This is a genomic window from Pseudomonas fluvialis (assembly GCF_002835605.1).
GTDB lineage: Bacteria > Pseudomonadota > Gammaproteobacteria > Pseudomonadales > Pseudomonadaceae > Aquipseudomonas > Aquipseudomonas fluvialis.
In genome coordinates, this window is record NZ_PIYS01000005.1 from 211,897 (window position 1) to 225,642 (window position 13,746).

The window sequence follows — 13,746 nt, forward strand, 5'->3', positions numbered from 1 at the left end:
GCCGCACGCCACGCCAGCCAGGCGTTACGCCAGCAGATCGAACAGCTGCGCAACGAGCACCAGCGCATGGGCCAGGCCTACCGCCAGGGTAACCAGGACTTTCTCGCCGCCAACGCCGATCACCTGGCCGGCGACCAGGCAGTGCGCGGCATCGACCGCGCCACCAGCGAGCAGATGGCCCAGCTCAGCGAGCAGCTCAACCAGCAGGCCCTCCACGAAGCGGGGGAAATCAGCGCAGCCGCCGACCGCACGCATAGCATCGGCCTGGCGGTGCTGCTGCTGGCCAGCCTGCTCATCGGCCTGGCCTGCCTATGGCTGGTCAATCGCAATATCATCGCGCCAATTGCCCGGGTAATCAGGCATATCGACACCCTCAGCCAGGGACACTTCGGGCAACGGATCGACCTGCATCGTGAAGACGAGCTGGGGCGCCTGGCAGACGCCGCCAACCGCCTGCGCGATTTCCTCGCCGACACCAGCAGCCAGTTACGCCACAGCAGCAGCGAACTGGACCTGTCCAGCAACGAGTTGCGCGCCATCGCCGGAATCATGAGCCAGGGCAGCCACGAACAATTCGAGCGCACCGACCAGGTGGCCACGGCCATGCATGAAATGTCTGCCACGGCACAGGAGGTGGCACGCCACGCCAGTGACGCGGCCCAGGCTGCCGACCAGGCGGACAGCTCGGCGCAACAGGGCCAGCAGGTCATGCGCGCGACCATTGCCACCATCAGCAGTGTCAGCGAGGAAATCACCGCCACCGCCGAGGTCATCCGCCGCCTGCAGGAAGACAGTAGCCGTATCGGCAAGGTGCTGGATGTCATCCGCGCCATTGCCGAACAAACCAATCTGCTGGCACTCAACGCCGCCATCGAAGCCGCCCGTGCCGGCGAGCAGGGTCGTGGCTTTGCCGTGGTCGCCGACGAAGTCCGCACCCTGGCGCAGCGCACAGCCGAGTCCACGGCGGAGATCAATCAGATCATCGACACTGTGCAACAGGGTGCGTTGAACGCGGTACGCGCCATCGAGAGCGGCCAGCAACGCAGCCAGGCCGGTGTAGAGCAGGTGAATGCCGCCGGCGGCATGCTGGAGCAGATTACCCAGGCGGTAGAAGCCATCCGCGACATGAACCGGCAGATTGCCACGGCGGCGGAGGAGCAGACCTCCGTGGCGGAAGACATTTCGCGCAACCTCACCGACATCACCGACATCGCCACGCACAACCAACAGACGGTGCAGCGTACCGAACAGGCCAGCAGTCACCTGCATGGACTGTCAGCCGCGCTCAACGGGCTGACGGCTCGGCTCAGCAGCTGACGGTCTGCTTGCGGCGCTGCAGGAACGCAAGCAATGCCGTGCGCGCCTCGGCAGACTGCAGGCGCTCGGCGAACAACCGTCCTTCTTCGTGAATGCGTGCACGCAAGGCTTCACGCTGCTCCGCACGCAATAGCTGGCGGCTCAGCGCAAGCGCCTGAGCAGGCTGCTCGGCCAGGCGCAGCGCCTGCTGGCGGGCATGCGCCAGGGTTTGCGGGCCATCGGCCAACGCCGCATTGGCCAGGCCCCAGACGGCCGCCTGCTCACCACTGAAGGCCTCACCAAGCAACAACAAGGCATTGGCCCGTTGCATGCCGAGCAGGCGCGGCAAAACCAGGCTGGAACCATATTCTGGACATAGCCCAAGGGTGACAAAGGGCATCTGCAAGTAGGCATCGGCACTCACATAGACCAGATCGCAATGCAGCAATAGCGTCGTACCAATGCCCACCGCCGGCCCTGCAACGGCAGCCACGACCGGCTTGCCACAGTCGAACAGTGCGCGCATGAAATGAAAGACCGGGCTGTCCTCAGCCAGTGCGCCACTCTGCAAAAAGTCCTGCAAGTCATTGCCGCTGGTAAAGCACTGACTACCGCCGGTAAGCAAGATCACACGCACCTCAGGATTATCCTGGGCGGCATCCAGCGCGCTCGCCAGGGTGCTGTACATGGCGCGGGTCAGCGCATTCTTCTTGTCCGGGCGATGCAACTGCAGGGTCAGTACACCCTGCTCCAGATGCTGTTCTACGGCCATCGTGTCGGCTCTCCGAGGGCGCACGGGCAAGCGCCGAGCCATGCAACAGCTCAGCGATGCTCGCGCCGGGTAAAGGTTTCCACCAGCAGTTGCTGGCGCGGCAGGCCGGCCATGAACAGCGTGCGGCACAGCGGCTCCAGGGACTCGGCAGCCCCGCAGACTAAGACCTGCGCCTGACGGGGAACAAGGCGCAATTGCGCCAGGACAGAAGGCAACTCGGCCGTGCAGGGCAAATGCACCTCAAGATTGCCGGCACGCTGCGCCAGCTCGGCCAACGGCTCGGCCAGGTAATGGCTGTGTCGATCACGCGCCAGGTGGTAGAGCACCACAGGCCCGCTATGTCCGGCACGCAGCGCCTCACGCAGCACAGCCCAGAGCGGCGCCAGGCCGCTGCCGCTGGCCAGCAGGTAGAGTGGCTGCTGCTGCCATTGCCGGTCATAGTGCAGCGCACCGCTGCGCAACTGGCTGATGCGCAGGCGGTCACCGACCTGCCATTGGCGCAGCCGGTCGGCGAAGGCACCGGGACGATGGCCGGCAATATGCAGTTCCAGAAAGTCATCTTCCCCCGCCAGACTGGCCAGCGAATAGGGACGCGCCAGGTGCTCGTCAGCCCACAGCAGCAGATGCTGCCCGGCGTGGTAGCGCAACGGCCGCTCCGTCTGCAGGCGCAGCCGCAACAACTCGCCAGGCAACCAGTCCAGCGCCTGCACCTGCACGCCCAGCGACTGCCCGACCAGTTCGCCTCGACGCAACTGCAAGGGCTCGCGCACCCGACACTGGCAGGCCGGATACCAGCCTTCGGCCAGCCCCGGTGGCGGCGGACAGTCCGGCCGCCCCTGTACACACTGCACCAGACAGGCATAACACTGGCCGGCGCGGCAACTGAAGGGAATCGCCGCGCCCTGTCGATTCAGCGCATCCAGCAGGTTCTCCCCTGGTTCCGCGCTGAATCGTTGCTGGTCGAGGGACAGCTCAATCGACATGGCCGGCGGTCCACGCAGCCAGGCAGCGGTTGCGCCCCTCGTGCTTGGCGCGGTACAGCGCCTGGTCCGCGGCATGCAACGCGCGATCCAGGTCATCGCCCGGCCCCAGCAGGGCCATGCCCGCCGACAGGCTGAGCCCCTGCACGGGCTGCTCCAGCGGTTCGGCCTGACTGAAGGCCAGGCGCAAGCGCTCGCAACAGGCGGTCAGGCGCTCGGCATCGCACTCAGGCAACAACAGAACGAATTCTTCACCACCGTAACGGGCCAGGATGTCGTGATCACGCAGGCAAACGCGCGCCACGGCGGCGAACGCCTGCAGGGCGCGATCCCCCGCAGCATGCCCATGCTGGTCATTGATACGCTTGAAATGATCCAGATCGATCAGCGCCAGGCCCAGGCGCTGGCCAGGCTGCAAGTTCCGCAGCGCGCGCTCGGCCAGCTGCAGGAAATGCCGGCGGTTGTACAGCCCGGTCAGCTCGTCGGTAGCGGCCAGTTCCTCCAGCTGATGCATCATGCCGCGCAGCGTGTCGCGATGCGCCAGCAGGGCCGAACGGCGACGCATCATGCGCCGCCGCAGGTCCTGCACATACACGGCGAACAGGCTCAACCAGAGCAGCAACACGCCCAGCACAGCGGTTTGCAACAGCGCCTGAGGCTCGCTGTCCAGTTGCAGGTGGTAGGCATCCCAGCCATTCATGCCGGCAAACAGCAGCCAGGCCAGCGCCGCACAGCGAGCAAATACCCAGGGCCGTAGCTGAAAAGCGCCAAACAACATGACCAGCGGGTAAATACCCAGCAAGGCGCCCCGGGCGGTCGGCACATGCCAGAGGAACAGACTCAACCAGGCCAGCGCCACCAGCACCTGAGCCTCGGTAAGACTGGGATCACAGAGTCGCTGGTTGATACCAGACAGGTAAAGACACAGGAAGACCAGCTGGCTCAACAGCAACAGCAGCAAATTGAGCGCCAAGGCCGGGCCATCGGCCTGGTAGAGCCCCAGCGCATAGGCCAACAGCACCAGCAGGATCGCCAGCGCATAACTGCCCAGCGCCATGGCAAAACGCTTGAGCAACAGGCGCTGCGAAGGCTGTCTGGCGTGCTCTGCAGTACGGCTGGACATGGGTTCCATCCCGGTCTGGTAATTCGGCCGACTGTACTCTTTGCCACCTGGCCTGACCAGAGGGACAGGCTTTGTCCTATCCGGGCAATTAACGCAACGTATAAGGCCATAGCACCCTGACAGCGGTTATACTGCCGGCCCTTCGCATTCAGCACTGCGCCGGGTCGTGGTCCGGCGTTTCCTACAGATGTTCCCGTTCATAGAGGAGCGCGCCCAGCATGACCGTGATCAAGCAAGACGACCTGATCCAGAGCGTCGCCGACGCCCTGCAGTTCATCTCCTACTACCACCCCGTCGACTTCATCCAGGCCATGCACGAAGCCTACCTGCGTGAAGAGTCGCCGGCGGCCAAGGATGCCATGGCGCAGATCCTCATCAACTCGCGCATGTGTGCCACCGGCCACCGGCCGATCTGCCAGGACACCGGCATCGTCACCGTGTTTATCAAGGTTGGCATGGACGTGCGCTGGGACGGCGCCACCCTGAGCGTCGACGACATGATCAACGAGGGCGTGCGCCGTGCCTACAACCTGCCGGAGAACGTCCTGCGCGCCTCGATCCTGGCCGACCCGGCCGGCGCCCGCAAGAACACCAAGGACAACACCCCGGCGGTGATCCACTACAGCATCGTCCCCGGCGACAAGGTGGAAGTGGATGTCGCGGCCAAGGGCGGCGGTTCGGAGAACAAGTCGAAGATGGCCATGCTCAACCCGTCCGACTCGATCGTCGACTGGGTGCTCAAGACCGTGCCGGAAATGGGCGCCGGCTGGTGCCCGCCGGGCATGCTCGGCATTGGCATCGGCGGCACCGCGGAGAAGGCTGCGGTAATGGCCAAGGAAGTGCTGATGGAGCACATCGACATCCACGAACTGAAGGCCCGCGGCGCGCAGAACCGCATCGAGGAACTGCGCCTCGAGCTGTTCGACAAGGTCAACCAGCTGGGCATCGGCGCCCAGGGCTTGGGCGGTCTGACCACCGTGCTCGACGTGAAGATCATGGACTACCCGACCCACGCCGCCTCCCTGCCGGTGTGCATGATCCCCAACTGCGCCGCCACCCGCCACGCGCATTTCGTGCTCGACGGCTCGGGCCCGGCTGAACTGACCCCGCCGCCGCTCGACGCCTACCCGGACATCACCTGGGAAGTCGGTGCCGGCGTGCGCCGGGTCAACCTCGACAGCGTCACGCCCGAGGAAGTACAGACCTGGAAAACCGGCGAGACCATCCTGCTCTCCGGCAAGATGCTCACCGGCCGCGACGCCGCGCACAAGCGCATGGTCGACATGCTCAACAAGGGTGAAGCGCTGCCCGTGGATCTCAAGGGCCGCTTCATCTACTACGTCGGCCCGGTCGATCCGGTCGGCGACGAAGTAGTCGGCCCGGCCGGCCCGACCACCGCCACGCGGATGGACAAGTTCACCCGGCAAATCCTCGAAAGCACCGGCCTGCTGGGCATGATCGGCAAGTCCGAGCGCGGCCCGATTGCCATCGAGGCGATCCGCGACAACAAGGCGGTGTACCTGATGGCTGTCGGCGGCGCCGCTTACCTGGTCGCCCAGGCAATCAAGAAGTCCCAGGTGCTGGCCTTCCCCGAGCTGGGCATGGAAGCGATCTACGAGTTCGAAGTGAAGGACATGCCGGTCACCGTGGCCGTCGACAGCAACGGCGAGTCCGTGCATATCACCGGCCCGGCCATCTGGCAGAAGAAGATCCACGACAGCCTGGCTGTCGAGATCAACTGAGCCTGAAGCCACACAGCCCCGGCCTGCCTGTGCAGGCCGGGGCTATTATTTTCTTTTCCTTTTCGACTAGTCGTCTCCGCCATGTCCCTACCCGCGCATCATCTCGAACTGCTCAGTCCGGCCCGCGATGTCGGCATTGCCCGCGAAGCCATCCTGCACGGTGCCGATGCCGTATACATCGGCGGCCCCAGCTTCGGCGCGCGGCACAATGCCAGCAATACGGTCGGCGAGATCGCCGAACTGGTGGGTTTTGCCCATCGCTTCCATGCGCGGGTGTTCGTCACCCTCAACACCATCCTGCATGACGATGAACTGCCGGGCGCCCAGCAGCTGATCCGCCAGCTTTACGATGCCGGGGTGGATGCGCTGATCGTCCAGGACATGGGCGTCATGGAACTGGACATTCCGCCTATCGAAATCCATGCCAGTACCCAGTGCGATATCCGCAGCCTGGACAAGGCCAGGTTCCTCTCTCAGGCCGGCTTCTCGCAGATTGTCCTGGCCCGCGAACTGAACCTCCAGGAAATCCGCAACATCAGCGAAAACGTCGATGCCACCGTCGAGTTCTTCATCCACGGTGCGCTGTGCGTGGCCTTCTCCGGCCAGTGCAACATCTCCCACGCGCAAACCGGACGCAGCGCCAATCGCGGTGACTGTTCGCAGGCCTGCCGCCTGCCCTACACCCTCAAGGACGAACAGGGCCGGGTGGTCGCTTTCGAGAAGCACCTGCTATCCATGAAGGACAACAACCAGACCGCCAACCTGGCCGACCTGGTGGACGCGGGCGTGCGCTCCTTCAAGATCGAGGGGCGCTACAAGGATGTCGGCTACGTGAAGAACATCACCGCCCACTATCGCCGCGAGCTGGATGCCATCCTCGAACAGCGCCCGCACCTGTGCCGCGCTTCCAGTGGCCGTACCGAGCACTTCTTCCGCCCGGACCCGGACAAGACCTTCCATCGTGGCAGCACTGACTATTTCGTACGCGACCGGCTGATCGACATCGGCGCCTTTGATTCGCCCACCTTCACCGGCCTGCCGGTCGGCCAGGTGGAGAAGGTCGACAAGCGCACGCTGGTCGCCGTCACCGATACCCTGCTGGCCAACGGCGACGGCCTGAACGTGCTGATCAAGCGCGAAGTGGTGGGCTTTCGCGCCAATGTGGTGGAACTGCTCGACAGCTTCGAGGAAGACGGCCAGCCACGCCTGCGCTACCGCATCGAGCCCAATGAGCTGCCCGCCGCGCTGAGCCGCCTGCGTCCGCTGCACCCGCTCAACCGCAACCTCGACCATAACTGGCAGCAGGCCCTGCTCAAGCCTTCCGCCGAGCGGCGGGTGGCCGTGCACTGGCAACTGCTCGTCCAGGCAGACCACCTGGAGTTGCAGGTCAGCAGCGAGGAAGGCATCACCGCCAGCGCCCGGCTGAGTGGCGCCGTAGTCGCCGCCAACAACGCCGAACAGGCGCACGAGCAACTCTGCGACACGCTGAGCAAGCTGGGCACGACCCTCTACTACAGCCGCGGCGTACAGCTGCAGGGTGACCTCGTGCCGTTCATCCCCGGCTCGCAACTCAAGGCGCTGCGCCGCGATGCCATCGCCGCCCTGGATGCCGCACGCCTGCAGGCGCACCCACGCGGCACGCGCAAGCCGGTCAGCGTACCGCCGCCGGTGTACCCGCACAGCCACCTGACCTTCCTGGCCAATGTCTACAACGCCAAGGCACGCGCCTTTTACCAGCGCTACGGGGTCCAGCTGATCGATGCCGCCTACGAGGCCCACAAGGAAAGCGGCGAAGTGCCGGTGATGATCACCAAGCACTGCCTGCGCTTCTCCTTCAACCTGTGTCCCAAGCAGGCCAAGGGCGTCACCGGCGTACGCACCAAGGTGGAACCCATGCAGCTGGTGCATGGCGACGAAGTGCTGACCCTCAAGTTCGACTGCAAACCGTGCGAGATGCACATCATCGGCAAGATGAAAGGACATATCCTGCAGCAACCGCCGCCCGGCAGTGCTGCCGGTCAACGGCATATCGTTGGGCAGATCACCCCGGAAGAGCTGCTCAAGACCATTAGACGCAACCCCTGACAAGGCGCAAGGCAAGGAGGCCATATGCTCGGCTGGTGGATAGTGATTTACCCGGAAACCGGCACAATACCGGAACATACCCTGGCCAGCTGGGAAAGCGGCCTGGGTGGCCTGGATTGGCTGCGTCCGCTACTCGACAGTGGTCACGCCAGCCAGTTGCAGGGCAACGGCTACCCCAATCGCTATCGCCTGGCGGCGCACGCCGTACTGCCCCTGTTGCAGGCGGGCGCCCCGGGCAAAGGCCCGCTCAGCAGCTACCATCCAGAGCGCGTGGCAGCCTGCCAGCCCGAGCAGTGGCTGATTGTCGAAGCCTGGGACCAATCCTGAGCACAGTCCGCGTATCGCCCGATCCACCTGGCGCTACGCGGACGGCGCAGCGGCTTAGAAGCTCAGGTTGAAGCCGGTGTAGACGGAACGGCCCATACCCGGCACTGCCGTGCCCCAGGCGGGGCCCATGGTCATCGACATGGTGCGGCCCTGGGCGGTGTAGGCGCCACCGGTCGGCAGGTAGTAGAACTTGTCGGCCAGGTTCTCCACTCCGAAGTCGACCCGCAGGTTGTCCCAACGATGGCTCAGGCGCAGGTTGAACAGGGTGTAGCCGGGCGTCTGGATTTCGTTGCGCAAGTCGGAACCGTCGTTCTTGGCCTGCACGCTGACCATTTCCAGGCTGTTGCTCCAGTTGCCGAGTTGCTGCGTCAAGGCCAGGGTGGTGTTGAGCGGCATGATGTTGTACAGCTGATCGCCGGTTTCGCGGTTCTTGCCGTTGCTGTAGTTGATCACCCCTTCCAGGCCCCACTGACCAAGCTCGTTGCGCAGCAGCGGCATGCGCCCGGCGATGTCTACGCCATAGATGCGCGCCGACTGGTTGGCATATTGCAGCACGTTGAACTGGTTAGGCGTCACGGTAGCGCCGGGCAATGCCACGGCATCCACGAAATCGTTGACGCGGGTATAGAACGGCGTGACCTTCAGCTCGTGGCTACGGTCTGCGCTGTGCCAGTCGAAGGTCACCGAGGCAATATGCGCCGCTTCCGGCTTGAGATCGACGTCACCGACATAGCCATTGCCGTCGCCGACGAAGTTGTTCATGGTCGCCGCCATCGGCCAGCTCGACCAGGTGTAGCGCTCATACAGGTTGGGCGAGCGCACCTTGCGTGCCACACCAAACTCCAGGTCCAGGTTGGCACTGTGGTTGTAGCGGGCCAGGGCGGTGAAATCCCAGTTGTTGTCGCTCTGGCTGCGGTCGCTGGCATTGAAGGCCGCTGCTTCCACCAGCTGCCCACCACCGGCATGACCATAGCCATGCACCACACCGGCATCCGTGGCGACATGTTCGAAGCGCAGGCCCACCAGGGTCAGCCAAGCCGGGTTGACCTGCTGTTCCCATTCACCGAACAGCGCCAGACGATCACGCTGGCCATCGTTGATGTTCTCGAAGGTACCCGGCCACATGCCGCCACCGGAGGCCGGCCAGTAGTCGTTGAGGCGGTAACGCTGGTATTCGCTGCCCACGCGCAGCAGGTCGCTGGCGCTCAGTTCGATATTCGCCTTGATACTCGCGCCCAGGGTCTTGCCTTCGCTTTCCATGGGCATGCCGGCAGCACAGGTCGTGCCGATCGGTCCACAGAGACGGCCATCCGTGGAACCCGGCACCATGGATTGCATGCCGTACCAGAAGCGCTTGTCCGGACCGAAATCCATCTCGTGCTCGACCTTCTCGTGGTAGACTTGGGTCTCCAGGCTGCCCCAGTCGAACTGGCTCAGGTAGCGCAGGTTGATGCGCTCCTGGGTGTTGTCGGTCATGTCCATGCGCTGGTTGGGGAACAGCTCCTGCGGCACGTGCTGGTAGCCCAGGGTCAGTTCCAGCAGGTCTTCACCCAGCTTGTAGGCCAGGCCGAGTTCATGGTCACGGCGCTCGAAGGCGGTGGAAGCCACCTCGTCCAGCCCGGCCCCCTCGCCCAGGCGCCCGGTGGCGCGGCTGTTCTTGAACTTGCCACCCGCCGTGTAGTTGTTGGCCTTGCTGTAGCTGCCGGCATAGCGGATGTGGAACTGCTCGGTGGCATGCAGCGCCGAGAAGTTGCCGCCACGCGCATCATTGTTGCTGCGGTAGAAACCACCCACCTCGCCCTTGCTCAGGCTGGCGGCGCCCGGCGCGGCAAACTCCGGGGCCACACGGTCGGCGATGATGGTGCCGCCAATGCTGTCGCCGCCCACGCTGACCGGGCTGATCCCGGCGAACACCTGCAGTTTGCCGAGGTTGCTCGGCGCAACATAGGACAGCGCCGGGTTCATATGGTTGGGGCAGGAGGCAATCAGGTCCATGCCATCCACCTTGACGCGCAGGCGGTCGTTACCCAGCCCGCGAATCGCCGGCAGGCTGGAGATGCCCCCCGCACCGTTCAGGCTGACGCCCGGCGTGCCGCGCAGCAGGCTGGCCGTATCACTGGTGCTTGGCGCAAGGCTACGCAGGCTTTCCTGGCTGACCTGGCGGGCGCCCAGTTCATCCGCGGCAGCCTTGATCAGCGTGGCATCCAGTTCGGCGGAAGCCATCTGATGATGGGCGTGGGGATCCTGGTTGGCGGCTTCTACCGCCAGGGCCAAGGGGCTGAGCAACACCAGCAGGGCGGCACAGGCCTGCTTTTCGATAAACAGAGAGCGGGACATAAAAGGTATTCCTGAACAAAGACAAGACAACGGCACGCCACGGTCAAGCACCATGGCCTCATGGCCGGCAAGCAGCATGTGCAGCCGTGCTGCACGGTTCAGGCATACGGTGGGGCGCGGGTCAGGGCACCGGGGAACACCGGGCTGCCCTGGACTACCAGGGTACGCGGGCAGAGCGCTGCCTCGACAGCGGGCAGCGAGGCCGGCAGGGGTAGCTGGGCGCTGGTCAGGGCGGGCGACTGCAACAGCAGGGTGCAGTAGCCACACTTGGCCCACTGCATGTCATGAGGGAGCGGTTCGCCATGCGCGTCGCTTGCACAATGCGCGTCTGCCGCCTGCACCACAGGCGCCGCAGGAGCCGCCAGGCCTTGCCCCAACAACGGACCGACCAGCAGCAGGAACATGGCCACCAGGCCAAGCCAGCTTGCCGTGCGGCGTCGTTGCAAATAGGTCAAGGGCAGGTTCCCGAGCAGGCTACAAGGTTTCTGGCGACGGCATGCTAGCGCACGCCTGCCGCCGGACAGACTGAGACAGATGGTCGCAGGGCCACCTGCAAACACGCGGCAATGCCCGTGGTTACTGGGCCTCGGCAACTGTCTGCGGTGCAGCATAACCTCTCGCCGCGTGCAGGCTTCATGATCCATATCAGGATTTCCTGGCATACCCGGCAGGATACTGGCAGGGTGCCGGTAGCAGGACGCTGCCGGATAGCGCGTGCGAGAACACCATGAAAGTCCTCTTCGACTCCCTGAGCCACCGCCTGGGTAGCCTGCTGCCTGGCGAGCTGCTGCCCAGTGAATTGCCGCAACTGCTCTCCCCGGCCCGTCACTCCCTGCTGCTCAACCAGCGGCGGGCGACCATGATCGTCAACCGTGTGCGTCTGTTTGCCCTGCTGTTCGCCGTGCTGACACCGCTCTGGGCAGTGATCGACATCATGGTCTTCGACTTCGCCCTGTGGTCGGGCCTGGCACTGTTCCGTCTGCTGGCCAGCAGCGCCTTTGTCTGCCTCCTGCTGTTCTATCGCCCCAGCGGCGATCTGTTCGATGCCTACCGGGCCATTACGCTACTGTTTGCCATTCCCACGCTGTTCTACGTGGCTTCGCACACGTTGCTCGGCACCCACCAGCTCAGCGAGTTTTCCGCTGCCGTGGCCACCGGCTATGCCTTCCTGCCTTTTGTGCTGATGGCCGGGCTGGCCATCTTCCCGCTCAGCCTGCAGGAAAACCTCGCCCTGGCCAGCCTGCTGCTGCTCGCCCAGGGACTGGCCGGCTACCTGGGCTGGTCCACCCTCAACTGGCCTTCCTATGCTGGGGGGTTCTGGCTGCTGATCCTCATTGCCGGGGTAACCGCCCTGGCCAGCATGAGCCAGCTGGCCTTCATGATCACCCTGGTTCGCCAGGCCATCCACGATCCGCTGACCGGTATCCTGTCACGTGGCAGCGCCGAAGAAATCCTCGACCTGCATTGGGCCTGTGCCCAACGCAACGCAGCGCCGCTGAGCCTGGCGTTCATCGACCTGGATCATTTCAAGGCAATCAACGATCACTTTGGCCACGAAGCAGGCGATCGCACCCTGTGCGACTTTGCCAGCCACCTGCAGGCTCAGCTGCGCGACTCCGACAGCCTGCTGCGCTGGGGCGGCGAAGAGTTCCTGCTGGTCATGCCCAATACCGACCTGGCGCAGGCTCGCCTGGCCCTGCAGCGCCTGCAACAACGCGGTTTTGGCCGACGCCCGGACGGCCAGGCACTGACCGCCAGCATCGGCCTGGCCGAACGTCTGCATGACCATGCCACGGACTGCCGGAGCTTGCTGGAGCTGGCCGACCGGCGCATGTACCTGGCCAAACAGGGCGGCCGCAACCAGGTCTGTGGCCACCATGCACACAGCGCCTGGCAGCCGGCCAACCTGCTGGAGGAACGCGAACCCTGAAGGCTATTGGCTTTTGCCAATCGCCGGCATAGGCACAATCGAATTCCGTACCGGCTCGGCACAGACCATCATCGCCCCCACAGAAAAACGCACACCCCGGGGGAATGACCATGAAACTGTTGCACCGCCTGCTACTCTCCGCCCAGCCACGCCCGGCGAACAGCGGCAAGAACACGGAGCATCCGAATTTCTGGATGTATCAGTGAGGCACACCGCGTAACCGGCCCGGCGCTGCGCTTGGCGCCACGCTGTGGGCCGGCTGGCGGAGAAAACGCATACAGCTGACGCGCAGGAAGGAAGCGAAGTTGACCACCTCGCCGCGATAGTCCATGACCTCGTCATACAGCTTGCTGATCAGCTGATTGGTGGTCATGCCATCGCTGGCGGCAATCTCCGCGAGGATGTCCCAGAACTGGTTTTCCAGACGCAGCGTGGTCACCACACCGCGAATACGCAGTGAGCGCGAACGCGATTCGTAGAGAATCGGATCGGCTTTGACATACAGCTCGCACATCGCCTTCTCCCGCCTGCCAGAACCGGCAGTCTAAAGCCTTACAGAGTAATCCGTGCACCGAGCAGGGCAACGAAACGCGCCAGCCATTGCGGGTGTGCCGGCCAGGCCGGTGCACTGACCAGATTGCCCTGCACATGCGCCTGGTCAACGGCAATCTCCACATAACGGCCACCGGCCAGACGCACTTCGGGAGCACAGGCCGGGTAGGCACTGCATTCGCGCCCGTTGAGGATACCCGCGGCGGCCAGTAGCTGCGCGCCGTGGCACACCGCGGCGATGGGTTTACCGGCCTGATCGAAGGCGCGCACCAGCGCCAGCACCTGCTCGTTGAGGCGCAGGTATTCCGGCGCACGACCACCCGGCACCAGCAGGCCGGCGTAGTCCTCGGCGCGCACCTCGGCAAAGTCGTGGTTGAGCACGAAGTTGTGCCCGGGCTTCTCGCTGTAGGTCTGGTCGCCTTCGAAGTCATGGATGGCGGTACGCACAAACTGCCCGGCCTGCTTGCCGGGGCACACCGCATGCACGACGTAGCCGAGCATCTGCAGGGCCTGGAAGGGCACCATGGTTTCGTAGTCTTCGGCGTAGTCGCCAACCAGCATCAGCAGTTTCGGCGCAGTCATGACAGCACTCCTATGGGTTC

At 64.4% G+C, this 13,746-nt stretch carries 12 protein-coding genes and 1 pseudogene; 6 read left to right on the forward strand and 7 right to left on the reverse strand.

Annotated features, from left to right (window positions below; translation table 11 throughout):
* Positions 1-174 precede the first annotated feature (174 nt).
* Both CW360_RS17255 and CW360_RS17260 read left to right on the forward strand, forming a co-directional pair.
* Positions 175-396 (forward strand): annotated as a pseudogene (locus tag CW360_RS17255) (methyl-accepting chemotaxis protein); the annotation flags it as partial.
* 216 nt (positions 397-612) lie between these two features.
* The gene (locus CW360_RS17260; RefSeq protein WP_425439747.1) at positions 613-1,317 is read left to right on the forward strand and encodes a methyl-accepting chemotaxis protein; all 705 of its coding nucleotides are present in this window, start codon (positions 613-615) and stop codon (positions 1,315-1,317) included.
* On the opposite strand, the gene CW360_RS04910 is transcribed toward CW360_RS17260, so the two are convergent.
* The 3 genes from CW360_RS04910 to CW360_RS04920 are packed head-to-tail and all read right to left on the reverse strand — an operon-like array spanning position 1,307 to position 4,171.
* Positions 1,307-2,068: an enoyl-CoA hydratase-related protein gene (locus CW360_RS04910; protein ID WP_101192931.1), complete on the reverse strand. Its 762-nt coding sequence runs from the start codon at positions 2,066-2,068 to the stop codon at positions 1,307-1,309. The two genes, CW360_RS17260 and CW360_RS04910, sit on opposite strands and share 11 nt — an antisense overlap.
* A gap of 50 nt (positions 2,069-2,118) precedes the next feature.
* Entirely contained in the window at positions 2,119-3,051 is a 933-nt protein-coding gene (locus CW360_RS04915; RefSeq protein WP_101192932.1) for an iron-sulfur-binding ferredoxin reductase, read from the reverse strand.
* Entirely contained in the window at positions 3,041-4,171 is a 1,131-nt protein-coding gene (locus CW360_RS04920; RefSeq protein ID WP_170307359.1) for a GGDEF domain-containing protein, read from the reverse strand. The genes CW360_RS04915 and CW360_RS04920 overlap by 11 nt, the downstream gene beginning before the upstream one ends.
* A 218-nt stretch (positions 4,172-4,389) precedes the next feature.
* On the opposite strand from CW360_RS04920, the gene CW360_RS04925 reads away from it, so the two are divergent.
* The 3 genes from CW360_RS04925 to CW360_RS04935 all read left to right on the forward strand — a co-directional run bounded on the left by CW360_RS04925 (position 4,390) and on the right by CW360_RS04935 (position 8,325).
* Complete coding sequence (locus tag CW360_RS04925) at positions 4,390-5,913, forward strand: fumarate hydratase (protein ID WP_101192933.1); 1,524 nt, start codon at positions 4,390-4,392, stop codon at positions 5,911-5,913.
* A gap of 81 nt (positions 5,914-5,994) precedes the next feature.
* Complete coding sequence (locus tag CW360_RS04930; RefSeq protein WP_101192934.1) at positions 5,995-7,998, forward strand: peptidase U32 family protein; 2,004 nt, start codon at positions 5,995-5,997, stop codon at positions 7,996-7,998.
* Between the two features lie 24 nt (positions 7,999-8,022).
* Entirely contained in the window at positions 8,023-8,325 is a 303-nt protein-coding gene (locus tag CW360_RS04935) for a hypothetical protein (protein ID WP_093985091.1), read from the forward strand.
* Between the two features lie 54 nt (positions 8,326-8,379).
* Here CW360_RS04935 and CW360_RS04940 read toward each other — a convergent pair whose 3' ends face one another.
* Both CW360_RS04940 and CW360_RS16740 read right to left on the reverse strand, forming a co-directional pair.
* The gene (locus tag CW360_RS04940) at positions 8,380-10,662 is read right to left on the reverse strand and encodes a TonB-dependent receptor (RefSeq protein WP_101192935.1); all 2,283 of its coding nucleotides are present in this window, start codon (positions 10,660-10,662) and stop codon (positions 8,380-8,382) included.
* Positions 10,663-10,760: 98 nt separating this feature from the next.
* Entirely contained in the window at positions 10,761-11,117 is a 357-nt protein-coding gene (locus CW360_RS16740) for a DUF2946 domain-containing protein (RefSeq protein WP_157825252.1), read from the reverse strand.
* A gap of 272 nt (positions 11,118-11,389) precedes the next feature.
* Between CW360_RS16740 and CW360_RS04950 the strand changes: the two genes are divergently transcribed.
* Complete coding sequence (locus tag CW360_RS04950) at positions 11,390-12,592, forward strand: GGDEF domain-containing protein (protein ID WP_101192937.1); 1,203 nt, start codon at positions 11,390-11,392, stop codon at positions 12,590-12,592.
* 199 nt (positions 12,593-12,791) lie between these two features.
* Here the strand turns inward: CW360_RS04950 and CW360_RS04955 are convergent, their stop codons facing one another.
* Together CW360_RS04955 and CW360_RS04960 are read right to left on the reverse strand one after the other, a co-directional pair.
* A complete protein-coding gene (locus tag CW360_RS04955; RefSeq protein WP_229727176.1) occupies positions 12,792-13,106 on the reverse strand; it encodes a ribbon-helix-helix domain-containing protein in 315 nt (104 codons plus the stop codon).
* 38 nt (positions 13,107-13,144) lie between these two features.
* The gene (locus tag CW360_RS04960; protein ID WP_101192938.1) at positions 13,145-13,726 is read right to left on the reverse strand and encodes a DJ-1/PfpI family protein; all 582 of its coding nucleotides are present in this window, start codon (positions 13,724-13,726) and stop codon (positions 13,145-13,147) included.
* Between the last annotated feature and the right edge of the window lie 20 nt (positions 13,727-13,746).